Origin of the sequence: Bradyrhizobium sp. AUGA SZCCT0283, assembly GCF_018130385.1 — a bacterium.
Taxonomy (GTDB): domain Bacteria; phylum Pseudomonadota; class Alphaproteobacteria; order Rhizobiales; family Xanthobacteraceae; genus Bradyrhizobium.
The window spans coordinates 1-20,762 of sequence record NZ_JAFCLU010000032.1; the positions used below are offsets into that span (position 1 = coordinate 1).

At 63.7% G+C, this 20,762-nt stretch carries 22 protein-coding genes; 7 read left to right on the plus strand and 15 right to left on the minus strand.

Annotated features, from left to right (window positions below):
• Positions 1-165: 165 nt before the first annotated feature.
• Both JQ624_RS30785 and JQ624_RS30790 read right to left on the minus strand, forming a co-directional pair.
• A complete protein-coding gene (locus JQ624_RS30785) occupies positions 166-756 on the minus strand; it encodes a DUF4337 domain-containing protein (RefSeq protein ID WP_212422665.1) in 591 nt (196 codons plus the stop codon).
• Positions 757-872: 116 nt separating this feature from the next.
• Entirely contained in the window at positions 873-1,844 is a 972-nt protein-coding gene (locus tag JQ624_RS30790; RefSeq protein WP_212422666.1) for a tyrosine recombinase XerC, read from the minus strand.
• Positions 1,845-1,963: 119 nt separating this feature from the next.
• Here JQ624_RS30790 and JQ624_RS30795 point away from each other — a divergent pair, with 119 nt between their 5' ends.
• Positions 1,964-4,174 (plus strand): primosomal protein N', encoded by a 2,211-nt coding sequence (locus JQ624_RS30795; protein WP_212422667.1) that lies wholly within the window; start codon positions 1,964-1,966, stop codon positions 4,172-4,174.
• 31 nt (positions 4,175-4,205) lie between these two features.
• On the opposite strand, the gene JQ624_RS30800 is transcribed toward JQ624_RS30795, so the two are convergent.
• Both JQ624_RS30800 and JQ624_RS30805 read right to left on the minus strand, forming a co-directional pair.
• A complete protein-coding gene (locus JQ624_RS30800) occupies positions 4,206-4,829 on the minus strand; it encodes an MSMEG_1061 family FMN-dependent PPOX-type flavoprotein (protein ID WP_212422668.1) in 624 nt (207 codons plus the stop codon).
• A 240-nt stretch (positions 4,830-5,069) separates the two neighbouring features.
• Positions 5,070-5,567: a septal ring lytic transglycosylase RlpA family protein gene (locus JQ624_RS30805; protein ID WP_212422669.1), complete on the minus strand. Its 498-nt coding sequence runs from the start codon at positions 5,565-5,567 to the stop codon at positions 5,070-5,072.
• Positions 5,568-5,839: 272 nt separating this feature from the next.
• Here JQ624_RS30805 and JQ624_RS30810 point away from each other — a divergent pair, with 272 nt between their 5' ends.
• From JQ624_RS30810 to JQ624_RS30835, 6 genes are all read left to right on the plus strand, one after another.
• Positions 5,840-6,136 carry a hypothetical protein gene (locus tag JQ624_RS30810; protein WP_212422670.1) on the plus strand — a complete coding sequence of 99 codons (297 nt, stop codon included), beginning with the start codon at positions 5,840-5,842 and terminating at the stop codon, positions 6,134-6,136.
• A gap of 86 nt (positions 6,137-6,222) precedes the next feature.
• A complete protein-coding gene (locus JQ624_RS30815; protein ID WP_212422671.1) occupies positions 6,223-6,783 on the plus strand; it encodes a F0F1 ATP synthase subunit delta in 561 nt (186 codons plus the stop codon).
• On the plus strand, positions 6,783-8,312 hold the full coding sequence (gene atpA, locus JQ624_RS30820; protein ID WP_212422672.1) for a F0F1 ATP synthase subunit alpha: 1,530 nt from the start codon (positions 6,783-6,785) through the stop codon (positions 8,310-8,312). The genes JQ624_RS30815 and atpA overlap by 1 nt, the downstream gene beginning before the upstream one ends.
• 121 nt (positions 8,313-8,433) lie before the next feature.
• Entirely contained in the window at positions 8,434-9,312 is an 879-nt protein-coding gene (locus JQ624_RS30825) for a F0F1 ATP synthase subunit gamma (RefSeq protein ID WP_212422673.1), read from the plus strand.
• 59 nt (positions 9,313-9,371) lie between these two features.
• On the plus strand, positions 9,372-10,814 hold the full coding sequence (atpD, locus tag JQ624_RS30830; RefSeq protein WP_212422674.1) for a F0F1 ATP synthase subunit beta: 1,443 nt from the start codon (positions 9,372-9,374) through the stop codon (positions 10,812-10,814).
• Between the two features lie 93 nt (positions 10,815-10,907).
• On the plus strand, positions 10,908-11,315 hold the full coding sequence (locus tag JQ624_RS30835; RefSeq protein WP_212422675.1) for a F0F1 ATP synthase subunit epsilon: 408 nt from the start codon (positions 10,908-10,910) through the stop codon (positions 11,313-11,315).
• 100 nt (positions 11,316-11,415) lie between these two features.
• Here the strand turns inward: JQ624_RS30835 and JQ624_RS30840 are convergent, their stop codons facing one another.
• The 11 genes from JQ624_RS30840 to rlmH form a co-directional block, all read right to left on the minus strand.
• The gene (locus tag JQ624_RS30840; protein WP_409334392.1) at positions 11,416-12,474 is read right to left on the minus strand and encodes a Do family serine endopeptidase; all 1,059 of its coding nucleotides are present in this window, start codon (positions 12,472-12,474) and stop codon (positions 11,416-11,418) included.
• 184 nt (positions 12,475-12,658) lie between these two features.
• Positions 12,659-12,988 carry a hypothetical protein gene (locus JQ624_RS30845; RefSeq protein WP_249130193.1) on the minus strand — a complete coding sequence of 110 codons (330 nt, stop codon included), beginning with the start codon at positions 12,986-12,988 and terminating at the stop codon, positions 12,659-12,661.
• An 83-nt stretch (positions 12,989-13,071) separates the two neighbouring features.
• A complete protein-coding gene (locus JQ624_RS30850; RefSeq protein ID WP_212422677.1) occupies positions 13,072-13,572 on the minus strand; it encodes an Hsp20/alpha crystallin family protein in 501 nt (166 codons plus the stop codon).
• Between the two features lie 97 nt (positions 13,573-13,669).
• The gene (locus JQ624_RS30855; RefSeq protein ID WP_212422678.1) at positions 13,670-14,122 is read right to left on the minus strand and encodes an Hsp20 family protein; all 453 of its coding nucleotides are present in this window, start codon (positions 14,120-14,122) and stop codon (positions 13,670-13,672) included.
• A 194-nt stretch (positions 14,123-14,316) separates the two neighbouring features.
• On the minus strand, positions 14,317-14,589 hold the full coding sequence (locus JQ624_RS30860) for a hypothetical protein (RefSeq protein WP_212422679.1): 273 nt from the start codon (positions 14,587-14,589) through the stop codon (positions 14,317-14,319).
• A gap of 187 nt (positions 14,590-14,776) precedes the next feature.
• Positions 14,777-15,274 (minus strand): RNA pyrophosphohydrolase, encoded by a 498-nt coding sequence (locus tag JQ624_RS30865; RefSeq protein ID WP_212422680.1) that lies wholly within the window; start codon positions 15,272-15,274, stop codon positions 14,777-14,779.
• 53 nt (positions 15,275-15,327) lie between these two features.
• The gene (locus JQ624_RS30870; protein ID WP_212422681.1) at positions 15,328-15,831 is read right to left on the minus strand and encodes an RNA pyrophosphohydrolase; all 504 of its coding nucleotides are present in this window, start codon (positions 15,829-15,831) and stop codon (positions 15,328-15,330) included.
• Between the two features lie 96 nt (positions 15,832-15,927).
• Positions 15,928-17,127 (minus strand): divergent polysaccharide deacetylase family protein, encoded by a 1,200-nt coding sequence (locus tag JQ624_RS30875; RefSeq protein WP_212422682.1) that lies wholly within the window; start codon positions 17,125-17,127, stop codon positions 15,928-15,930.
• Between the two features lie 281 nt (positions 17,128-17,408).
• On the minus strand, positions 17,409-18,767 hold the full coding sequence (locus JQ624_RS30880) for a S41 family peptidase (protein ID WP_212422683.1): 1,359 nt from the start codon (positions 18,765-18,767) through the stop codon (positions 17,409-17,411).
• Entirely contained in the window at positions 18,764-20,143 is a 1,380-nt protein-coding gene (locus JQ624_RS30885) for a peptidoglycan DD-metalloendopeptidase family protein (protein ID WP_212422684.1), read from the minus strand. The genes JQ624_RS30880 and JQ624_RS30885 overlap by 4 nt, the downstream gene beginning before the upstream one ends.
• A 40-nt stretch (positions 20,144-20,183) precedes the next feature.
• Positions 20,184-20,666: a 23S rRNA (pseudouridine(1915)-N(3))-methyltransferase RlmH gene (gene rlmH, locus JQ624_RS30890; protein ID WP_212422685.1), complete on the minus strand. Its 483-nt coding sequence runs from the start codon at positions 20,664-20,666 to the stop codon at positions 20,184-20,186.
• Between the last annotated feature and the right edge of the window lie 96 nt (positions 20,667-20,762).

A 20,762-nucleotide genomic window follows, 5' to 3' on the forward strand; every position in this document is an offset into this window, starting at 1 on the left:
ACCAGCGGAAACTCTCGACGAATTTCTCCGAGTGAGCCATACATGAAGTGTTGCGACGACCGGTTGAATCCGCCCAGTATCCCAGAGACGTCTGTTTCTGAATCGAGAGGCCGCGGCGTACTGGATCACCCGCTTTCGCGGGTGATGACGAGTAAAGGTTCCCGCTCAATGCAGATGCAACAGATGCGGCGCGTAGAGGCCCAGCGCGGTGATCGCGATGCCCGCGACCGCCAATATGCCTGACACCCAGGCCAGCACGATCATGCCGGTGATGATGGTGGCGGACGCCAGCACGATGCCGATCTGGAAGGCGGCCGAAGCGATTTCGTAATGGTGGTATTTTGCGGTGGCTTCGTCGCGCTCGTGCTCGGCGTGCTTGGCGCGCTTGGCGAGTTCTTCCGAACCCTCGCCGGTTTCCGGCTCCGAACGGTAACGCGCCGCGGTCTTGTTCCAGTCGTCGATCTGCTTCTGCAGCGCCGCCTTCGAAGCATCGTCAGCGACGGTGCCGAGGCTGAGCTTGGCGTGTTCGGCGGTGGCCTGCACCACGGTGCGGCGGATGCTCTTGGCCTGGAAGAACGCCCACAGGTTCGAGGCCTCGACATTCTTGCTGATGGCTTCGGTCTGCGCGCCCTTGCCCAGCGTTTCCGACAACGCCAGAAACAAGGCGATCACGGCGATCAGCAACGCGATCTTCTTGTTCGAGCCCGAAGCGTGCTCGGCATGCTCCGCGTGCTCCATGCTTTCATGTGCGCCCATGAGATTCCCCTCTCGAAATTGACGGCGCACGATTGCCGAACCGCAATGCAAGCGCAAGAGGCTAGCTTAAGAGGCCATCGATGTGACGGGAGTGTGTCGGCGGGGTATGCGGGCGTTCATCCGCGCGGGTGCGCGCTCTTGTACACTTCCAAAAGCCGCTCGCTGTCGATTCCGGTATAGATCTGCGTGGTCGAGAGCGAGGCGTGGCCGAGCAGTTCCTGGATCGCGCGCAAATCGCCGCCGCGGCTGAGCAGATGGGTGGCGAAGGAATGCCGCAGCGCGTGCGGGGTAGCGCTGTCGGGCAGGCCGAGTGCACCGCGCAGCCGCTCCATGGTGAGCTGGATGATCCGCGGGGACAGCGGTCCGCCACGCGCGCCGACGAAGATCGGGCCGGCCGGTGCAAGCGAATGCGGACACATCGCAACGTAATCGGCGATCAGGACAAGCACGTTTTGCAGCACCGGCACCATCCGGGTCTTGTTGCCCTTTCCGGTCACGATGAGAACGTCACCTTCGCCCGGTTTGGGCACGTCGCGCCGTTTCAGTCCCAGCGCCTCGGAGATGCGCAGGCCCGAACCATAGAGCAGCGCCATGACAGCAGCGTCGCGCGCCCAGATCCAGGGATCACGCTCCTCGCCGGCGCGCTCGTCGGCATCCGCAAAACGCTTGGCGGCGGCCATCTGGATCGGTTTCGGCAGGCTCTTTGCAACCTTGGGCGCGCGGATGGCCGACAGGGCGCCGACCTTGCCTTTGCCCTCGCGTTCCAGATAGCGCCCGAATGAACGCAAGCCCGCCAGCGCCCGCATCAGCGAGCGCCCGGCAATGTCGTCGGCGCGGCGCATCGCCATGAAGGCCCTGACGTCGGTGGCCTCCAGCGCCGCAAACCGTTTCAGCGTAACCCGGGTCCCCCAGTGCTGGCTGAGGAAAGTCAGGCATTGGCGGAGGTCGCGGGCATAGGCTTCGAGCGTCTTTGGCGACAGCCGCCGCTCGGCGCGCAGATGCGTCAGCCACCGCGCCATCTCCAGCGCGAAGCTTTCGTCGGCGCAATCAAGCTCGATCGGTTGAAGTGCCGGAACTGGCTTGACCATGAGCCTATGCCTTGGAGGCGGTGATTCCATCCATTATATCGCACCTCTTTCGTTTACTGTTCGCTAACTTGGCGGCGCGGCGCTAGCCTTGCCCCGGACACCTCAAGCCCGATTCCCTGATGGACCACACCACCCGCGAAACCACCTCATCCGCATCGGCGACCCACGTCGTCGACGTGCTGGTGCCGGTCGCGCTCAATCAGAACTATTCCTACCGCGTGCCGCGCGGCATGGCGCTGAAGCCCGGTGACGTCGTCTGCGTGCCGCTGGGGGCGCGCGAGGTGGTGGCGGTGGTGTGGGCCGAGAACGCCAACCCCGATCCGCGCCTGCACAACCGTCTCAAGGACGTCGGCGAAAAGCTCGACGTGCCGCCGCTGAAAGAGGAACTGCGCAGCCTCGTCGATTGGGTCGCCAATTACACCCTGTCGGCGCGCGGCATGGTGCTGCGCATGGCGTTGCGGATGGGCGAAAATCTCGGGCCCGAGCGGATGCGCCTTGGCGTGCGGCTGGTGGGCGAGCCGCCACGGCGTCTGACGCCGGCACGGCGGCGGCTGATCGAGGTGCTGTCGGACGGCCTGCTGCACGGCAAGTCCGAGGCCGCGCGGGAAGCTGGCGTCAGCGCCGGCGTGGTCGACGGCCTGGTCGACGAAGGCACGCTTGCCGTCGAGGCGATGCCGCCGCCGCTGGCGCCGCCCGCGCCCGATCCCGCCTTCGCGCAGCCGGAATTTTCTCCCCAGCAACGTACGGCGGTCGATGCAATGCGGGCGCTCGCGGCCAATGGCAGCTTCCACGTCGCGCTGCTCGACGGCGTCACCGGTTCGGGCAAGACCGAAGTCTATTTCGAGGCGATCGCCGAAATCATCCGGCGCGGGAAGCAGACGCTGATCCTGATGCCGGAAATCGCGCTGACCGGACAATTCCTCGACCGTTTTGCCCAGCGCTTCGGCGTGCGTCCGCTCGAATGGCATTCCGAACTGACGCCGCGCACGCGGCAGCGCAATTGGGCGGCGATATCGGCGGGCGAGGCGCCGGTCGTGGTCGGCGCGCGCTCGGCGCTGTTCCTGCCCTATGCGGATCTGGGCCTGATCATCGTCGATGAGGAGCACGACCAGGCCTACAAGCAGGACGACGGCGCGCATTACCACGCCCGCGACATGGCGGTGGTGCGCGCGCATATCGCCAAAATTCCGATCGTGCTGGCGTCTGCGACGCCGTCGGTCGAAACCGAAGTCAACGCGCGCAAGGGCCGCTATCAGCGCGTCGCGCTGCCGTCGCGCTTCGGCGGCCAGCACATGCCGCATATCGAGGCGATCGATCTGCGCCGCGCGCCGCCGCCGCGCGGCCGCTTCATCTCGCCGCCGCTCGCCGAACAAATTCAATTCGCGATCGAGAAGCGCGAACAGGCGCTGTTGTTCCTCAACCGCCGCGGCTACGCGCCGCTGACTTTGTGCCGGGCCTGCGGGCATCGTTTTGCCTGCACGATCTGCGACGCCTGGCTGGTGGATCATCGGTTTCGCCAGCGTCTGGTCTGTCACCATTGCGGCTTCTCGATGCCGCGGCCGAACATCTGCCCGCATTGCCAGGCCGAGGAATCGCTGGTCGCGGTCGGTCCCGGCGTCGAGCGCCTGCAGGAAGAGGCGGCCGCGCTGTTTCCGAATGCGCGCACCATGGTGCTGTCGAGCGATCTCATCACCTCGATCGAGACCATGCGCAGCGAACTGAACGAAATCGCGGAAGGCCGCGTCGACATCATCGTCGGCACGCAACTGGTGGCGAAAGGACATAATTTTCCGCGGCTCAACCTGGTCGGCGTAGTCGATGCGGATCTGGGCCTCGGCAATGGCGATCCGCGCGCCGCCGAGCGGACGTTCCAGCTGCTCAACCAGGTGATCGGGCGTGCGGGGCGCGATCAGGGCCGCGGCGTTGGCTACCTGCAGACCCATCAGCCCGAACATCCCGTGATGAAGGCGCTGATCGCAAGCGACCGCGAAGCGTTCTATGCCAGCGAAATCGAAGCGCGCGAACGATCAGGCTATCCGCCGTTCGGCCGGCTCGCCAGCCTGATCATTTCCGCAGGCGACCGTCCGACCGCGGAAGGTTTTGCGCGCAGGCTCGCTGCGGTCGCGCCGATCGACGAGCGCATTCAGGTGCTGGGGCCTGCCGAAGCGCCGCTTGCGGTCATCAAGGGCCGTTACCGGTTCCGGCTTTTGGTGAAGTCGCTGCGCAATGTCGACCTGTCGGAATATCTTCGCGAGTGGCTGGCCGCCGGGCCGAAGACCAAGGGCAACCTCAAACTCGAAGTCGACGTCGATCCGCAGAGCTTTTTGTGAGGGCTGTACCGTTCAAACGGGAAGGCGCATGTCAGCCATTGGACCACAAATTGGTCGTGTACCCCTGCTCGACAAAGGCGTCGATTTTCGCCGCTTGATCCTCGTCGGCGCCGGTCCGGGCCGCGAAGACCTTTCCGAACGAGATACGCTTGGCTTCCGGCCAGTGTTCCGGTTGCCAAAGCCGCGATCGGAGCACCGAACGAGCGCAGTGGAAATAGCACCGTTCGATGTGGATCCGGATCGCAAGCAGCGCCGGGCGGCCCGGCTTGCCAAGTGCGGCCAACAGGTCGGCATCGTCAAAGATCTCTGCCCGGCCGGACAGCCGCAACGTCTCGCCGGTCCGAGGTCGCAGGAAGATCATGCCGATCCGGCCGGTCTCGATAATGTTCTGCAGGCCGAACGCGAGGTTGTTGCCTGCCCGCTCGGGAAGCAAAACCGTTCTTTCGTTTTCGACGTGGACAAACCCGGGTTCGTCGCCCTTTGGAGACACCTCAATCGGCCCCTCGCGCCCGGCCGTGGCCATCAGCCCGAACGGACACGTCTTTAGGAAGTCGATCGCCTGTCCGTCGAGGAAGGGGAGGATTTTGGCCTTGGTGGTCTCGCGGGGCGCGGGGAGAACGTTTCTCAGCTGCTCCACGGTTTTGACCTGGCTCATGATTGCGATCTCGTCAGGGAGGTGTGCTGGTATCGAGGGGGAAAGCTGCCTGTGTTTCGGCGGAACCTAACACGGACCCCCTGCCACCGTCGTGGCCAGAGCGGCGGCGCCAAAACAAAAAAGGCCAGCCGTCATTTGCGACGGCAGGCCTTTGTTGCCGCGGAAAGTTCCGCGACCGTTTACGCAACGCAACGCTTACTCGATCTGATGGACCGGAAAACGGCGCGTGAGGCGCGCGCCTTACGAGACGACCTCGGCGGTGACGTGGCCGACGCCGGCGCCCGTCAGGCCGATGGCGCGGGCAGCGCCCGTGGACAGGTCGAGCACGCGGCCCTTGATGAAGGGACCACGGTCATTGATCGTCACCACGACGCTCTGGCCGCGATGGGTGACCCGGAGCTTGGTGCCGAACGGCAGCGAGCGGTGGGCGGCGGTCATGGCGTTCTGGTTGAAGCGCTGACCGGAGGCAGTCCGGCTGCCGGATTCATTGCCGTAATAAGAGGCCTTTCCCGCAAAGCTGCGCCCGGAGCTCTGGGAGCCGATCGAGGCATTGGCGTCCAGCCAGCTGCCGCCGGCTGCCTGGGCTTTGCTGGCGTGATGGGCGTGATGGCGATGGTGCCTGGATTTGGCGGACGCTTCGGAGATGCTGCCGCCGACCAGGAGAGTTGCGGCGATCAAGGCGAGCGCCGTACGCGACCGGGTTAGAGTTCCCGGCACCACATTATTGGTATGCAACATTAAACTAGTCCCTCAGATAGTATTGCCACATGCATGGCAAATGGAACCCCCGTCCCAGTTTCAGTGGGTGCCGTTTGATCAGGCAATGAGGCATGAATTGGGCAGTAAATCGGGAATGTCGCGGGCTGACATATCTTGTTACCGAGATCAACTAATCAAATGATATTCCGTAATCTTGTTCGTTAACGAACTTTTAACCAATTAGACGCTGTTCATTACTTACGAATACAGTCATCTTTTGGCGCAAAAAGATTTAGGCAAGTAATGGACAAATGAAGCGGATCGGCCTGGATCGTTCCGCGATGACGCCTCATGGCCGCCATGCAAATACGACAGGAACCGATGCGTTCGTGGGGGAGGGCGCAGATCGTCATGCGGTGCCAGGGCCAAAATTCGGCGCACTGATCTCCGTCGAAACGGCGTTCTGTCGGGCCGGAAAATTGACGTGCGACAAGGCATCGCCCGAGCGCGCGGTCATGTTGCACCTGCGCGCTCGCTATGTTAGCAAAGCCGCGATTTTAACGATCCCGGCGCCTCGCGTGCCGGTCGAAAATCGAAGTCCCGCTTGAATTCCAAGGGCTTGGATCGCTAGGCGCCGCTACTTGTGGCGACGGTTTTTCCCTTGCGAGTTTGAACAGCTGAAAAGAGCGAGTCTGTGGCTGCTGAAGATCCGTCCGTTTCGGGAGTGTCCGGCCGTTATGCTACGGCCTTGTTCGAGCTGGCGCGCGACGAGAAATCCGTCGACGCGGTCAAGGCCGATCTCGATAAATTCGAGGCCATGCTGAACGAAAGCGCCGATCTGACGCGCCTCGTTCGCAGCCCGGTTTTCTCGGCGGATGCGCAGGCAAAGGCGCTCAATGCCGTGCTCGACAAGGCCGGAATTTCCGGCACCACCGCCAAATTCCTTAAAGTCCTGACCGCCAACCGCCGGTTGTTCGCAGTCGCCGATGTGATCCGCGCCTTCCGCGCGCTGGTGGCGAAGTACAAGGGCGAGGCGACCGCCGACGTCATCGTCGCCGAGCAGCTCAATGAAAAGAATCTCGACGCGCTGAAGACCGCACTGAAATCGGTGACGGGCAAGGACGTCGCGCTCAACGTGAAAGTCGATCCCTCCATCATTGGCGGTCTTGTGGTCAAGCTCGGCAGCCGCATGGTGGATAGTTCGCTTCGCACCAAACTCAATTCGATCAAGCACGCGATGAAAGAGGCAGGCTGATGGACATCCGCGCCGCGGAAATTTCCGCGATCCTCAAGGACCAGATCAAGAATTTCGGCCAGGAGGCTGAGGTTACCGAAGTCGGACAGGTGCTGTCCGTCGGTGACGGTATCGCCCGCGTCTATGGTCTGGACAACGTCCAGGCCGGTGAAATGGTCGAGTTCGAGAACGGCACGCGCGGCATGGCGCTGAACCTCGAAACCGACAACGTCGGTATCGTGATCTTCGGCGCCGACCGCGAGATCAAGGAAGGTCAGACCGTCAAGCGCACCCGCGCCATCGTCGACACGCCGGTCGGCAAGGGCCTGCTCGGCCGCGTGGTCGACGCGCTCGGCAATCCCATCGACGGCAAGGGCCCGATCCAGGCCGACAAGCGTATGCGCGTCGACGTCAAGGCGCCCGGCATCATTCCGCGCAAATCGGTGAACGAGCCGATGGCGACCGGCCTCAAGGCGATCGATGCGCTGATCCCGATCGGCCGCGGTCAGCGCGAGCTGATCATCGGCGACCGCCAGACCGGCAAGACCGCGATCGCGCTCGATGCCATTTTGAACCAGAAGCCGCTCAACGCCACCGGCGACGAGAACATCAAGCTGTATTGCGTCTATGTCGCGATCGGCCAGAAGCGTTCCACCGTCGCCCAGTTCGTCAAGGTGCTCGAAGAGCAGGGCGCGCTGGAATATTCGATCATCGTCGCCGCCACCGCGTCCGATCCGGCGCCGATGCAGTACATTGCGCCGTTCACCGGCTGCACCATGGGCGAGTATTTCCGCGACAACGGCATGCACGCCGTCATCATCTATGACGATCTGTCCAAGCAGGCCGTCGCCTACCGCCAGATGTCGCTGCTGCTGCGCCGCCCGCCGGGCCGCGAAGCCTATCCCGGCGACGTGTTCTATCTGCACTCCCGCCTGCTCGAGCGCGCGGCGAAGCTCAGCAAGGACCATGGTTCGGGCTCGCTCACCGCGCTGCCGGTGATCGAAACCCAGGCCAACGACGTCTCGGCCTACATCCCGACCAACGTGATTTCGATCACCGACGGCCAGATCTTCCTGGAAACCGACCTGTTCTTCCAGGGCATCCGTCCCGCGGTCAACGTCGGTCTGTCGGTGTCGCGCGTCGGATCGTCGGCGCAGACCAAGGCGATGAAGAAGGTCGCCGGCAAGATCAAGGGTGAGCTGGCGCAGTACCGCGAAATGGCGGCGTTCGCGCAGTTCGGCTCCGACCTCGACGCCTCGACGCAGCGCCTGCTGAACCGCGGCTCGCGCCTGACCGAACTCCTGAAGCAGCCGCAGTTCTCGCCGCTGAAGATGGAGGAGCAGGTTTGCGTGATCTGGGCCGGCACCAACGGCTATCTTGACGCGCTTCCGCTCAGCAAGGTGCGCGCCTTCGAGGACGGCCTGCTGTCGCTGCTGCGCGGCAAGAACGTCGAGATCCTCAACGGCATCCGTGACAGCCGCGATCTCCCCGACGATCTCGCCGGCAAGCTGAAGAGCGCGGTCGAAGGTTTCGCCAAGACGTTTGCTTGATGATTTGCCGTTGAGGCCCGGCGAATTTAGCCTGAAGACGCGCTTCGCGCTTTTGGCCGGGTCCAACAAAAGAGTGGCTTGCGGTCGGGTCTAGACGCCGGATCGCCGGGGTGAACTGAGAATGGCTTCACTTAAAGACATGCGGGTCCGCATCGCCTCGACCAAGGCGACGCAGAAGATCACCAAGGCGATGCAGATGGTGGCGGCTTCGAAGCTGCGCCGCGCGCAGACCGCTGCCGAAGCGGCGCGGCCCTATGCCGAGAAGATGGACGCGGTGATCTCCAATATCGCCAGTGCCGCAGCTGGTTCGCCCGGCGCGCCGGCGCTGCTGGCCGGCACCGGCAGCGACCAGGTGCATCTGCTGCTGGTCTGCACCGGCGAGCGTGGCCTGTCTGGCGCCTTCAATTCCTCGATCGTGCGCCTGGCGCGCGAGCGTGCGCTGTCGCTGACCAGCCAGGGCAAAGAGGTCAAGATTTTCTGCGTCGGCCGCAAGGGCTACGAGCAGCTCCGCCGGACCTTCGAGAAGAACATCGTCGAGCACGTCGATCTGCGTTCGGTCCGCCAGCTCGGCTTCGTCAATGCCGAGGACATCGCCAAAAAGGTTCTGGCGCGTTTCGAGGCCGGCGAGTTCGATGTCTGCACGCTGTTCTATTCGCGCTTCAAATCCGTGATCTCGCAGATCCCGACCGCCCAGCAGATTATTCCGCTGGTGGTGGAAGCGCCGGCAGCGAATGCCGGCCCGTCGACGTCTTACGAATACGAGCCGGAAGAGGACGAGATCCTGACCCGCCTGCTGCCGCGCAATCTCGCGGTGCAGATCTTCCGTGCGCTCTTGGAAAACAACGCCTCGTTCTACGGCGCGCAGATGAGCGCGATGGACAACGCCACCCGTAACGCCGGCGACATGATCCGCAAGCAGACCCTGATTTACAACCGAACCCGTCAGGCCATGATCACCAAGGAGCTGATTGAAATCATCTCCGGCGCCGAGGCGATGTAACGGCGACAGGCACGATCAAACTGACGGTTGTCTAGATACGAATTCGAAGGAGAGAGTTTATGGCCACACCCGCCAACCAGACCGGACGCATCACGCAGGTCATCGGCGCCGTCGTCGACGTGCAGTTCGAGGGACATTTGCCCGCCATTCTGAACGCGATCGAAACCAAGAACGGCGGCAACCGTCTGGTGCTCGAAGTGGCGCAGCATCTCGGCGAATCCACGGTGCGCACCATCGCGATGGACACCACCGAGGGTCTGGTCCGCGGTCAGGAAGTCACCGACACCGGCGCGCCGATCCGCGTCCCGGTCGGCGCCGGCACGCTCGGCCGCATCATGAACGTGATCGGCGAGCCGATCGATGAAGCCGGTCCCGTCACCGCCGAAGACATGCGCGCCATCCACCAGGAAGCGCCGACCTACACCGACCAGTCCACCGAAGCTGAAATTCTCGTGACCGGCATCAAGGTCGTCGACCTGCTGGCGCCGTACGCCAAGGGCGGCAAGATCGGCCTGTTCGGCGGCGCCGGCGTCGGCAAGACCGTGCTGATTCAGGAACTGATCAACAACGTCGCCAAGGCGCATGGTGGTTACTCGGTGTTTGCCGGCGTCGGCGAGCGTACCCGCGAAGGTAACGATCTCTATCACGAGTTCATCGAATCCAAGGTCAACGCCGATCCGAAAAATCCCGATCCGAGCGTGAAATCCAAATGCGCGCTGGTGTTCGGCCAGATGAACGAACCCCCGGGCGCCCGCGCCCGCGTCGGCCTCACCGGTCTGACGGTCGCCGAGCACTTCCGCGACCAGGGCCAGGACGTGCTGTTCTTCGTCGACAACATCTTCCGCTTCACCCAGGCCGGCTCCGAAGTGTCGGCGCTGCTGGGCCGCATTCCTTCGGCCGTGGGTTATCAGCCGACGCTTGCCACCGACATGGGTGCGCTGCAGGAGCGCATCACCACCACGCACAAGGGTTCGATCACCTCGGTGCAGGCGATCTACGTGCCGGCCGACGACTTGACCGACCCGGCGCCCGCGACCTCGTTCGCCCATCTGGACGCCACCACGGTGTTGAACCGCGCGATCTCGGAAAAGGGCATCTATCCGGCGGTGGATCCGCTCGACTCGACCTCGCGCATGCTCTCGCCGCTGGTCGTCGGCGAGGATCACTACAACACCGCGCGCATGGTTCAGCAGGTGCTGCAGAAGTACAAGTCGCTGCAGGACATCATCGCCATTCTCGGCATGGACGAACTGTCGGAAGAGGACAAGATCGCGGTTGCGCGCGCCCGCAAGATCGAGCGCTTCCTGTCGCAGCCGTTCCACGTCGCCGAAGTCTTCACCGGCTCGCCCGGCAAGTTCGTCGATCTCGCCGACACCATCAAGGGCTTCCGTGCGATCTGCGAAGGCAAGTACGATCACCTGCCGGAAGCAGCCTTCTATATGGTCGGCACCATCGAGGAAGCCGTCGAGAAGGGCAAGAAGCTGGCGGCTGAAGCAGCCTAAGGGGCGAATAGCGAATAGGGAGTGGCGAATAGATAAACGCCATTCCCTTCCTTCGCTACTCGCCATTCGCCACTCGCTATTCACAGGTTCACCATGGCCACCTTTCACTTCGATCTCGTCTCTCCCGAAAAGCTCGCCTTCTCCGGCGAGGTCGATCAGGTTGACGTTCCAGGTTGGGAGGGTGATTTCGGCGTGCTTGCCGGCCACGCCCCGGTCGTGGCGGCGGTGCGGCCAGGTATCCTCACCATCATCAGCGGCGGCACACGCACCAAGCTGATCGTGCTCGGTGGCGTTGCCGAAGTGTCGGATGATCGCCTTACGGTGCTCGCCGATGTCGCTACCTCGATCGACGAGATCGATCGGGCGCAATTTGCCGACAAGATCGCCGAGATGCAGGAAAAGCTCTCCGAGAAGGAAGGCTCTGAACTGGATCTTGGGATCGCGCGGCTCGATCACTACAAGAGCATCCAGCAGGAACTCAGCTCGACCGCTATGCACTAAGCCCCGGGGCACCGCTCCGGGGCGCAATGAAGGCCCTGATAACGCCAGCGCTCGTCACCCCGTGACGGGCGCTGCGCTTTTTGCGGCAGTGTTTCTCGCTCTAGCGGCGTTGCACAGAGCGGTCGCTTTGGCCGTCGTTCGCTTCCGAGGCTGCTCCCACCGCGACGGTGACGGCTTGGGCGGCGCCCGAACGCTCGATGGTCAAGCGAACCTGTTCGCCGATCCGGGCGAGGCCGATCCGGTTGCGCAACTGCGCGGCCGAATGAATCGGACGATCGTCGGCCTTCAGCACGACGTCGCCCTTGCGCAGCCCCGCCAATTCCGCGGGCGATCCCGGGCTTACGTCCGCAATCCGGGCGCCCTCGCTGCGTCCGCCGTCGGTGGAAGGATTCAGCTCGCGAAGCGAGATGCCGATCCGCCCGCGCTCGACGCGACCCTTCTCGACGATCTGCTCCATCACGCGCCGTGCCATGTTGACGGGGATCGCAAAGCCGATGCCGACATTGCCACCGGCAGGCGAAATGATCGCCGAATTGATGCCGATCAGCTCACCCTTGAGGTTGACCAGCGCACCGCCTGAATTGCCGGGGTTGATCGCCGCGTCGGTTTGAATGAAGTCCTCGTAGCCTTGCTTGCCAAGCCCGGTCCGGCCCAGCGCGCTGACGAGGCCGGAGGTCACGGTCTGGCCGAGGCCGAAGGGGTTGCCGATGGCGAGGACGAAATCGCCGACTTCGAGTGCGTCGCTATCGCCGAAGACGATCGCCTTCAGGGTCGAGGGCGACTGAATCCGCAACACCGCAATGTCGGTGGCGGGATCGCGCCCGACGACCTTGGCCGAAAATGGCCGGCCGTCCTTGGTCTTGATCTGGACCGAGCTGACCTGATCGACAACGTGGTTGTTGGTCAGGACGTAACCTTTCTGCGCGTCGACGATAACGCCGGAGCCGGTCGCGTTGATTTCCTTCTCGAGCTGTTTCGGCACGTCGAAAAACTCCCGAAACAGCGGGTCGCGATAGAGCGGGTTGTCCTGACGGATCTTGCCGTGGACGGCGATGTTGACCACCGCCGGGGTGACCTCGCGAACCAGCGGCGCCAGCGTCGGCAGCGTGCCGCCGGTTCGCAGGTTAGCAATCTGTCCCGAAACGCCAGTTGCCGGGATCGTCGCGCCGAGCAGGCCCACCAGCGCGATCGCAATCAGTCGGTTCACGTGTTTTCTCATTCGCAGATGGATCATGCGGATCAGGAGCTGCCTTGCGGGGTCTCGCTCCGCTGCAGCCCGAGCCAGGGAGCGGCCCACCATGCGGTCGCTTGGTTGATCCATGCGACGACCAGAATGGCAGGAGTCAGCATGACGAAAGCCCCCGCGTTTCGGTTGCCGGGCGCGGTCGCCACCATCGCCTGTCGATTTCCTCGTGCCGAACATCATCGTCGCCATCGAGCTGGCGCAAGGCGGCGAGAATGTCGGCGAGACGGAGGGTGTGGCCGATGCCCGGAATGTCACGCAGGCCAGGGCAGGACTCGACCGCAAATATGTCAGACGCCCAGGACGACAGGATGATTCGTTTCTCGGCGTCGGTAAGTTGTGCGTCGCTCAGGACTTCGTCGGGGGAATCGTAATGTGCGGCAGGATGAAATAGCGCGAGTTCTGGGGCGTTCAATTTAGCCTCGCTCATCGATTGTCTCCTTACTCTCCCTTCCAGTGAGACGTTTGGGTGGTCGTCGGGGGGCGGCGCCGTTCGACGCCGCCCCATTGCCGTCATTGGTTGCTGATCGGGATGCGCTTGACGGCCGAACGCGCCTGTTCGGATTTCGGCAGCGTGACCGTCAGGACGCCGTCATGGAATTTGGCTTCGGCCTTGTCTTCCTCGACTCCATCGAGCGGAATCTGCCGCTCGAACGAACCGTAATACCGCTCGGAGAAGTATCTGCCGCCACTATCGGTTCGCTCGGACTTCTTCTCGCCGCGCAGGGTCAGAACGCCGTTGGCGATCTCGACCTGAACGTCCTTCTCCGAAAGTCCCGGCAGCTCCGCAGAAATGGTCACAGCTTTGTCGGTTTCGTTGAGCTCGATGCTCGGCCACCCGAAGCGGCCTTCCATCAGTGAACCGCCGAAACGCGCAGGCGTCCCAAATCCGCGCCAGACATCGTCGAACAGCCGGTTCATTTCCCGGTGCAGGGTGATGAAGGGATCGAAGCTGTCGCGTGCCGGCGCAAGCTCCTGGTTTCTCGACCATGGGATCAGATCACGAATAGCCATAGTGTCCTCCTCATAGAGATTTCTGCATTTGACAGATTGGTCGGCTGGCGCGCGCCGGATGAGCCGCGCGCCAGGCCTTTCTGGCCGAAAGCGCGACTCAGGCCGCCTTCTGTTCGATCTGGCGGGAAGCGTCGGCGTTCCCGATCGGAATGCGCCGCGGCTTCATCGAGTCAGGCACTTCCCGAACCAGATCGACGATCAGCAGGCCGTCCTTGAACGAGGCCTGCTTGACCTGCACATAGTCGGCGAGGTTGAACACCCGGCGGAACGGCCGGGCCGCGATGCCGTGATACAGGTATTGGCGTCGTTCGGCGTCGGGCTTCTTGCCCTCGATGACAAGCGTGTCCTGTTCTGCGGTGACGGCAATGTCGTCCATGCCGAAACCGGCAACCGCCAGCGAAATCCGGTAGGCGTCTTCGCCGCAGCGTTCGACGTTGTAGGGCGGATAATTGTCGTCGGCAGACTGCTGCAAATTGCTGTCGAGCAGGTCGGCCAGATGATCAAAGCCGATCGTGGAGCGCCACAGGGGCGAGAAGTCAAAGGTCCTCATAGCCAAGTCCTCCTAGGAGCAAGATGGATACGAAGGGGCGTCGGACACCGTCCGGCGCCCACTCAACTCGCCGGACCCAGGCTGGCGTCCGGCACCGCTGTCAGCGGCAGAAATCGAATTAGAAAATCACCAAAAAGTTTCAAGGGGCTGCGTTCAAAATTATTCGACGCGGGCCGTTCGCGGCTGGGGCAGGCTCAATCCGGAGTTAACGGCCGGGCCGGGCGCCAAAGCTGCGCCAGATCGGCCCCGTCGGCTTTGCGGCCGGTTTCCGGCTCCGGATGAACCTTGGACGCCCGCGGTTCGACGGGCCTCCGGCCGATGGCCAGCAGCAGGAACAGGCTCCGGTAACCCTGGTAGCGGGCAGCCGGACGGGTACGTTCGCGCCCGTGCATGAGCAGCGCGCCGTTGTGGTTGTGCACCCGCCACTCCCAACTCCGGCGGCGCTTGGCTACAGTCACTTCCATCATGCGAGGCAAGACACCGTACAGTGCGGATTATTCAAAGCTGAGTCCGTTAGTCTGCCGTCGATACAAAAAGGTTCGCTGACGCCAAACCACCGACGGTATCGGGCGCCTTTCTCGCGAGTTCGGCCGGGCCGGAAAATATTCAGCGACAAGACGCCGTCAAGCGCCTCGTCGCACCATGCAATGCAATCTACCGGGCGAATTCCGCAAATGCCCGCGCCACCATCCGGTACACGTCGCGCCGGAACGGCACCACGAGGTCGGCGACGCGGTCGAGCCTTTCCCAGCGCCACGAATCGAATTCGGCCGGCTGGCCGTTGCGCGGCGTCAGCGGGTCGATCTCGTCGTCGCGGCCGGTGAACCGCAGCGCGAACCATTTCTGCCGCTGGCCGCGGAACCGGGCGAGACGATGCGTGGACGGTCCGTCATAGGGCGGAAAGTCATATTTTATCCAATCGGTCTCGCCGAGGTATTCGGCGCTGACTGCCCCGGTCTCCTCCCAGAGTTCGCGCATGACGGCATCGCGCGGGTCCTCGTCGGCGTCGATGCCGCCCTGTGGCATCTGCCATTCTAACCCCGGAAGAATGATTTCCGGTCCGTCGTCACGGAAGCGCCGCCCGATCAGCACCTCGCCGGAGGCGTTGAACAGCGCGATTCCCACGTTGGGACGATAGGGTTTGTCGGACATGGCGTTTGAGGGATACCGGGTAGCGCCGCGACAGCGCGTCAACATGAAAAAGGCTAGCCGCCCGCGAGGCTGGAGAATTCCTTGACCACGCGTTCATAGACCGGCCGCTTGAACGGAACGATCAGGTTGGGGAGATTCTTCATCGGCTCCCAGCGCCAGTTCACGAATTCGGCCTTGTGTCCGCCGCCGGGGCTTGAGACGTTGATTTCGGCGTCTTTGCCGGTAAAGCGCACCGCGTACCATTTCTGGCGTTGCCCGCGATAGCGGCCCTTCCAGGCGCGGCCGGCCACCGTGCGTGGAATGTCGTAGATCAGCCAATCCGGGACTTCGCCGAGTTTTTCCACCGAGCGGACGCTGGTTTCCTCGTAAAGCTCGCGCTTGGCGGCCTCCCAGGTGTCCTCGCCGGGATCGACGCCGCCCTGCGGCATCTGCCAGACGTGGGTTTCATCGACATGTTCGATGCCGCCGGCGCGGCGGCCAATGAAGACCAATCCGGCCGCATTGATCAGCATCATGCCGACGCAGGTCCGGTAAGGCAGGTCCTCGTAGCGCGCCATGTCCCTCACGATTCCTTTGCCTGCATCAAGTCCACCCGCAATCGGTCGGTCCGGCGCAGTCCGGGAAATTCCGGATCGCCGCCATCAGCTTGATCTCTAGCCTGATTTTGATTTCAGCATCGCCGTTGTCAATGGCACAAGCATGATGCCGCGGCTGTCGAGCGTCTTGATCCAGGCGGCAAGCCGCTCGATCGAAATCGGCAGCGCCGAGGCTATGCCCACGGCCAGCCCGCGCTCCTTGGCGAGCGTCTCCAGCTTTACCAGCGTCCGGTCGATCTCGGCCGAGGTCGGCACGGCATCGATGGTGAAGTCGGCCTTGGCGAAGGGCATCGATTGGGCCGCCGTCAGGGAGGGCGCGGCGCTGCGCGGCGAGGAGCCGTCATCGAGATAGCCGAGGCCGCGCTTGGCCGCCTCGCGGACGATCGGCTGCATCACGGCGTCGGTGGCCGTGAAACGCGCACCCATGAAATTGGCGATCCCCGCATAGCCCTGGAACCGGCTGAGGTGCCAGTACAGACGGTCGATGTTCTGCTCAGGCGTCAGCGTCGTGAGCAGGGTCTGCGGGCCGGGGTCATTGTCGGGATAATCGAACGGTTCCATCGGAACCTGAAGCAGGATTTCGTGGCGCTGCGCACGGGCCCGCTCGGTGAGCTTGGCGGGGTCTGCCCCGTAGGGGGTGAATGCCAGCGTCACGGCCGGCGGCAGCTTCATGATGGCATCGGCCGTCTTGGCGGCGCCGACACCGAGCCCGCCGACGACGATGGCGATGACAGGCATCTTGGCGGCCTTGGTGCGGTCGGCGTCGGCCGCATAGACCGTGAAGGGTTTTAGGCCGTCGGCAACCACCGGGATCATGCCGTAACGGGACTTTTCCAAGAGCCGCTGATCGATGCCGGCCATTGCCATCGCCGGCGCAGGCTCGGCGCCGGTCTTGTCGGCGGCATCGCTGCCGATCACGACATCCTGGCGCTTGCCGCTGGAGCCGTCGATGATGGTGACGGTCTTGTTGTCGCCGGTTGCAGCCTGCTGTGCAGATTTCGCAGCCGGTTCGGGGCGGCCGGAGGCGGCTGCGGGCAGCTTTTCGTCTGCCGCCGGCGTACGCAGCGCGACACGGGCGACCGGCTCGCCGCCGAACGGGTTGTCGGTGAAAAGCGCGACGGCGAGGAAGGCAACCAGGAACAGGCCGAGCAGCACAGCCAGCGCCTGCACCGCAGTGAAGGGCAACCGGAACCGGCGCTTCTGGCGCTCCGTCTCCTGTCCGAGCGGCGTGCTCAGATCGTCGGTCATTTCCGTCATGGACCTCCCCGAATCACCGGGGCCGACGATACCACGGCGGGGCAGGACGACGGCAGCCAGAGCGTTTTCCAGCGAAGTGGAGACCGGTTCGCGTCAAGAAAACGCGTCAAAACGAAATCTACAGCCCCGTTCCGATATCATCGGATCGGGGCTTCTAGGCCTCGGTCCTTGTCTTGGCCGGAATCTTTGGCCGAATCGCAGGCAGGGTCCGGCTATTCCGCCGCCCAGCAAAAAGGGCGACCCGAAGGTCGCCCTTTTCGAATGCTGGCCGGTGGAGCCGATCAGTTCGCGGCCTTGGTGCCTGGCTTGTCGATCGCCGCCTTGTCACCGGTTGCGGGGGCAGCGGTCGCGGTCGACTTGATGCCGTGCAGCAGGTCGGCTGCAGTCTTCAGTGCCTTGTCGTCCTTGGCGTCCGGCGGCACGTAGGATTGCGAGCCGGTCTTCTCGTCGCCGTCGTTCTTCAAGTGGCCGCGCAGCGAGGCCTCGCCCTTGGTGTCGGTGCGCGACTTCAGCTCGTCCGGCACGTCCTGCAGCACCTCGATGTCGGGCACGATGCCCTTGGCCTGGATCGATTTGCCCGACGGCGTGTAATAGCGCGCGGTGGTGAGCCGCAGCGCGCCGTTGCCGCTGCCGAGCGGGATGATGGTCTGCACCGAGCCCTTGCCGAACGAGCGCGTGCCGACCAGGGTGGCGCGCTTGTGGTCCTGAAGTGCGCCGGCGACGATTTCGGACGCCGAAGCCGAGCCGCCATTGACCAGGACGATGACCGGCTTGCCCTTGGTGAGGTCGCCCGAATGGGCGGCGCGGCGCTGGGTTTCCTCGGCATTGCGGCCGCGGGTCGAGACGATCTCGCCGCGCTCCAGGAAGGCGTCGGAGACGGTGACCGCCTCCTCCAGCAGTCCGCCGGGATTGTTTCTGAGATCGATGATGTAACCCTTCAGCTTGTCGCCGATCTGGTTCGACAGGTTGTTGATCTCGCGCTTCAGGCCCTCGGTGGTCTGCTCGTTGAAGGTGGTGACGCGGATATAGGCGATGTCGTCCTGTTCGACGCGGGCGCGCACCGAGCGGACGCGGATGTTGTCGCGCACCAAGGTGACTTCGATCGGATTGTCCTGGCCCTTGCGGATGATCTTGAGACGGATCTTGGTGTTGACCGGTCCGCGCATCTTCTCGACGGCCTGATTGAGGGTGAGACCCTGCACGGCTTCGTCGTCAAGATTGGTGATGATGTCGTTGGCCATGATGCCGGCCTTCGACGCCGGAGTATCGTCGATTGGCGAGACCACCTTGATCAGGCCATCTTCCATCGTGACCTCGATGCCGAGCCCGCCGAATTCACCGCGGGTCTGCACCTGCATGTCGCGAAAACTCTTCGCATCCATGTAGCTCGAATGCGGATCGAGGCCGGCCAGCATGCCCGAGATCGCGGACTCGACCAACTTGGAGTCGTCGGGCTTCTCGACATAGTCGCTGCGCACGCGCTCGAACACGTCGCCGAACAGATTGAGTTGGCGGTAGGTGTCGGAGGTGGCCGCACGCGCACTCGATCCCATCAGCACGGAACGAGGCTGCGTAACGAAGAGCGTCAAAGCCGCACCGGTGGCGGCGCTAAGAAGAATTACAGAAGTCTTGCGCATCATCCGCGAACCTTTTCGCCTTCACTTGCGGCCCACCATGGGCCTGAGTCGATTGGAGTGCCGTCCTTACGGAACTCGACATAGAGCACCGGCTGGCTCGCGGTCGTCGCGAGAATGGATGCAACCTGGGACCTCGATCCCATGGTCGCGACCGGCTCCCCCGTAAGTACAAACTGGCCGATGTTTACCGAAATGCGCTCCATCCCGGCGATCAGGACATGATACCCGCCCCCGGCATTGAGGATCAAGAGTTGTCCGTAGCTGCGGAAGGGCCCGGCGTAAACAACCCAGCCGTCACACGGTGTTGTGACTTGAGCGCCGGCCTTGGTTGCCAAGGAAATGCCTTTTTCTACGCCACCCGCACCATCGGAACCGCCAAAATCGCGAATCTTGCGGCCATTGACCGGAAAGGCGAACAGGCCCCGGGCGGAGGCAAAGGCGATGGCCGGGCTTAATCGGGCAGGGTCCTTCAGTGCCCCCAGGTTGGGTTTGCCGCCCGGGGAGGCCGGAGCGCCCTGCAGGCTGGCGGTTGCGGCCGCCTTGGCCGCACTCTTCAGGTCTTGCTCCATTTTCGTGATCAGGCCCTGCAGGCCCTCGACCTGTCTGGAAAGGTTGATGGCGCGCGCGCCTTCGGCCTCGACGTCCTTTTCGATCGCACTCTGCTTGCGCTGCCGCTCTTCCACCAGCGCGGCCAGCCTGACTGAATCGTCCTTCAGCCTGTCGCGGTCCCGTGCCAGCGCATCGCGCTCGGTGGCGATGCGCTGGCGCAAGCTCACCAGTTCGCCGAGATCGGCGGCGAGTTTCTCCGCGCGTCCGCGCAGTTCGGGCACGACGGATCCGAGCAGCATGGCGGTGCGCAGCGATTGCAGCGCGTCCTCTGGCCGGACCAGCAGCGCCGGCGGCGTGCGTCGGCCGGCCCGCTGCAACGCCGCCAGTACCTCGACGATTTCGGAGCGGCGTGAATCGAGCGAAGCCCTGACCTGTTGCTCGCGGCTGTCGAGCGGGCGCAGACCGGCCTCGGTCTCGCCGATGCGGGTCTCGACGCTGCGGACCTGGGTGGCGATATCGATCAGTTGCTGGTTGAGCTTGGAGCGGTCCTGGCCGATCGCCGCGATATCGGCCTTCAGTTTCTGCTGAAGCTCGGCCGCCTTGCGCTGCTGCTCGCGCGTGGCCTCCAGTTCCTCCTCGCGCTGCTTGATGGCATCGGGGGAAACGGCCGTCGCCTGCTGTGCCGGAGCTGCGGACTGCGCTATCGCCGGCGAAAGCGATGCAGCGGCGAAGCTTGCGAACAGCAGGTGCAGGGAAAGCGAGACAGCCGACATCAGCGGCCTGCCGCGGCCGGCGGTGTCGAATGGGTGAATGTCCCGCGTTGAATGCATCCGGTCTATTCGGCGTTATCTGTATTCACGTCACCGTGCCTTACGCGCGATGGTAGGGGTGGCCGGCCAAGATGGTCGCGGCCCGGTAAATCTGTTCAAGAAGCATGACGCGGACCATTTGATGCGGCCAGGTCGCCGAGCCGAACGCAATGCGTAGTTTAGCCTTGCGCTGCAAATCGGGCGAAAGTCCGTCCGCGCCGCCGATCGCGAAAATAGTGTTGGCGATCCCCTCATCCCGCCATTGGCCGAGCTGCCGGGCGAAGGTCGCGCTATCGATGCTCTTGCCGTGCTCGTCCAGCGCCACCAGCACGGATTTCTCCGGTATTGCCGCCGCGATCGCCGCGGCTTCCTCCGAGATCCGGGTCGCGGTGTCGCGCGCGCGGCTTTCGGGAATTTCTTGGATCGCAAGGCCGCGAAAGCCGAGCTTGCGCCCGATATCCTCGAAGCGCTCGCGATAGCGTTCGGCCAGTTCCTGCTCCGGGCCCTGCTTCAGCCGGCCGATTGAGACCACGACAAGGCGCATGAATGCTGTTTCTGGCGTGCACTTTCCGGCACGCGCGCCCTAAAGCGCGCGCAAGCAGACTACATGCGCTTCAGCCGATTCGCATCGGCCGAGAGT

Excerpts from the sequence above, each read along its gene's own strand:
- JQ624_RS30865 (WP_212422680.1), bottom strand. The coding sequence starts at position 15,274 with ATGTCCGACAAACCCTATCGTCCCAACGTGGGAATCGCGCTGTTCAAC.
- JQ624_RS30835 (WP_212422675.1), top strand. The coding sequence starts at position 10,908 with ATGGCCACCTTTCACTTCGATCTCGTCTCTCCCGAAAAGCTCGCCTTC.
- JQ624_RS30880 (WP_212422683.1), bottom strand. The coding sequence starts at position 18,767 with ATGATGCGCAAGACTTCTGTAATTCTTCTTAGCGCCGCCACCGGTGCG.
- atpA (WP_212422672.1), top strand. The coding sequence starts at position 6,783 with ATGGACATCCGCGCCGCGGAAATTTCCGCGATCCTCAAGGACCAGATC.
- JQ624_RS30825 (WP_212422673.1), top strand. The coding sequence starts at position 8,434 with ATGGCTTCACTTAAAGACATGCGGGTCCGCATCGCCTCGACCAAGGCG.
- JQ624_RS30860 (WP_212422679.1), bottom strand. The coding sequence starts at position 14,589 with ATGATGGAAGTGACTGTAGCCAAGCGCCGCCGGAGTTGGGAGTGGCGG.
- JQ624_RS30870 (WP_212422681.1), bottom strand. The coding sequence starts at position 15,831 with ATGGCGCGCTACGAGGACCTGCCTTACCGGACCTGCGTCGGCATGATG.
- JQ624_RS30785 (WP_212422665.1), bottom strand. The coding sequence starts at position 756 with ATGGGCGCACATGAAAGCATGGAGCACGCGGAGCATGCCGAGCACGCT.
- JQ624_RS30800 (WP_212422668.1), bottom strand. The coding sequence starts at position 4,829 with ATGAGCCAGGTCAAAACCGTGGAGCAGCTGAGAAACGTTCTCCCCGCG.
- atpD (WP_212422674.1), top strand. The coding sequence starts at position 9,372 with ATGGCCACACCCGCCAACCAGACCGGACGCATCACGCAGGTCATCGGC.
- JQ624_RS30855 (WP_212422678.1), bottom strand. The coding sequence starts at position 14,122 with ATGAGGACCTTTGACTTCTCGCCCCTGTGGCGCTCCACGATCGGCTTT.
- JQ624_RS30845 (WP_249130193.1), bottom strand. The coding sequence starts at position 12,988 with ATGAGCGAGGCTAAATTGAACGCCCCAGAACTCGCGCTATTTCATCCT.
- JQ624_RS30795 (WP_212422667.1), top strand. The coding sequence starts at position 1,964 with ATGGACCACACCACCCGCGAAACCACCTCATCCGCATCGGCGACCCAC.
- JQ624_RS30875 (WP_212422682.1), bottom strand. The coding sequence starts at position 17,127 with ATGACGGAAATGACCGACGATCTGAGCACGCCGCTCGGACAGGAGACG.
- JQ624_RS30805 (WP_212422669.1), bottom strand. The coding sequence starts at position 5,567 with ATGTTGCATACCAATAATGTGGTGCCGGGAACTCTAACCCGGTCGCGT.
- JQ624_RS30850 (WP_212422677.1), bottom strand. The coding sequence starts at position 13,572 with ATGGCTATTCGTGATCTGATCCCATGGTCGAGAAACCAGGAGCTTGCG.
- JQ624_RS30885 (WP_212422684.1), bottom strand. The coding sequence starts at position 20,143 with ATGCATTCAACGCGGGACATTCACCCATTCGACACCGCCGGCCGCGGC.
- rlmH (WP_212422685.1), bottom strand. The coding sequence starts at position 20,666 with ATGCGCCTTGTCGTGGTCTCAATCGGCCGGCTGAAGCAGGGCCCGGAG.
- JQ624_RS30790 (WP_212422666.1), bottom strand. The coding sequence starts at position 1,844 with ATGGTCAAGCCAGTTCCGGCACTTCAACCGATCGAGCTTGATTGCGCC.
- JQ624_RS30810 (WP_212422670.1), top strand. The coding sequence starts at position 5,840 with ATGAAGCGGATCGGCCTGGATCGTTCCGCGATGACGCCTCATGGCCGC.